Source organism: Bartonella rattaustraliani AUST/NH4 (genome assembly GCF_000312565.1).
GTDB lineage: Bacteria > Pseudomonadota > Alphaproteobacteria > Rhizobiales > Rhizobiaceae > Bartonella > Bartonella rattaustraliani.
On record NZ_CALW02000044.1, the window covers coordinates 1 to 1,688 of the forward strand.

Annotated in this window: 3 protein-coding genes; all 3 read left to right on the forward strand. The window is 40.9% G+C overall.

The features are described 5' to 3' along the window. Positions 1–430: tyrosine-type recombinase/integrase (locus BN67_RS06580; protein ID WP_019223348.1), on the forward strand; the 430-nt coding region annotated here is incomplete at its 5' end. Between the two features lie 208 nt (positions 431–638). Then, positions 639–839, forward strand: a complete 201-nt coding sequence (locus BN67_RS06585; RefSeq protein ID WP_019222130.1) for a helix-turn-helix transcriptional regulator — start codon at positions 639–641, stop codon at positions 837–839. A gap of 99 nt (positions 840–938) precedes the next feature. Next, positions 939–1,688 (forward strand): DUF7146 domain-containing protein (locus BN67_RS06590; protein ID WP_019223349.1); only part of this gene is annotated, 750 nt, incomplete at its 3' end.

The window sequence follows — 1,688 nt, forward strand, 5'->3', positions numbered from 1 at the left end:
TTATATCCATAAAGATCAGGTTGAGGGTGATCTATGGACTATACCTGCTGAAAATATGAAAGGAAGACGTGATGCAACAAAAGAGTTTCGCGTGCCCTTATCATCTGAAGCATTAGAAATTCTCAAACAAGCGCGCTTGCTTTCTCGCAATGATTTCTTCTTTTCTGCAACCGGTCGAGGTCCTCTTGGAGATGCTTGCATGTCAAAATACATGAAACGTGTTGGTCTTGATGCCTGCCCCCATGGCTTTCGCTCTAGTTTACGCAATTGGCTCGCTGAAACAACCGATGCCCCCTATGAGGTCGCTGAAACCATTCTAAGCCATACAGTAGGAGGACAAGTAGAGCGTGCTTATCGTCGCACTGACTATCTAGAACAGCGCCGTGTCTATATGGATAAATGGGCGGCTTATGTCACCGGTCAAACTTAAGATATGGGGTATTTTACCCCATAACCTGTGGATAACTTTTTCTCTCTATTTTCTCATATCTTGTCATTAAGATTCATCAAGATTCAATTTTAAAAAAACATGATAAAAGACTGTTTTTTATAGATAATATTACTTTTCAATCCTGCAGAAATATGGTTAATAAGTGGTTATGATTTGTTTGCAATTTATGTTCTGAAAGGATTTTTAAATGACCGAAAATGACACTCTTCTCACAGACCGTGAAAGTGCAAAATTGCTCCATATGAGTGTTTCAACATTCCGCCGTCATGTCACCAATGGTGTTTTACCAAAACCCTTAAAGTTTGGTTTTTTGTCGCGTTGGTTACAATCGGATCTTCACGGTGTAATAGAGAAAGCAAAAAACAACCGTAGCAATAATGCTGCATAAAAGAAAACCTTGTCACGTAAGGACGGACAAGGCTCTTCATTACTTATCACATGATGAATAGCAAAATCCGTCCTGTGACGCAAGATCATAGGATAAAAAATGTATTCTTATAGACATGCCGCGGGCATAACACGTGCTGTGCCAGGTGTCTGGCATGGGCATTATGGACTTGCCCATTACCCTGCCCATGATGATAGCACTCCTAGTTTAGCTCTTACTTATGGTTATAATGGTCAATTATTACTTTATTGTCATGCTGGCTGCTCTTTTAAACAGATCATCAAAGCTCTTAAAAACATTGGTCTTGTCAATACACAAGCATATTTTGATAAAAACCTCTCTTTATCGAAAAAATTCTGTTCTGAAGATCAACAAGCAAAACAGAACGCAGAGAAAGCAAGAGAGCTTTGGAAGCAAAGCCAAACTATAAAAGATAGCCTAGCAGAAACTTATTTACGCAAGCGTGGTATCACTTGTGCCTTGTCACCCAATTTACGCTTTCATGATCAATGCCCTCATCCTTCGGGAATTACACTGCCCGCGTTGCTTGCTCTTGTTAAGGGCGCTGGTTCCTTTGCAATCCATAGAACCTTTTTAAAAGCCAATGGGTGCAAAACAGATCAAAAACCAGCCAAAGCTATGTTGGGGTCTGTTATGGGCGGTGCTGTGCATTTAAGCCAAGATAATGAACGCCACCTAGTGATTTGTGAGGGAATAGAAACGGGGCTTTCTTTACTGTCTGGTTTGTTACCAGAGCCTGTAAGTTTGTGGGCTGCCCTTTCAACCAGTGGCATGATGCATGTGAATTTACCCAAAACCAAAGATCGTTTGACCATTGCAATGGACGGT

Excerpts from the sequence above, each read along its gene's own strand:
- BN67_RS06585 (WP_019222130.1), top strand. The coding sequence starts at position 639 with ATGACCGAAAATGACACTCTTCTCACAGACCGTGAAAGTGCAAAATTG.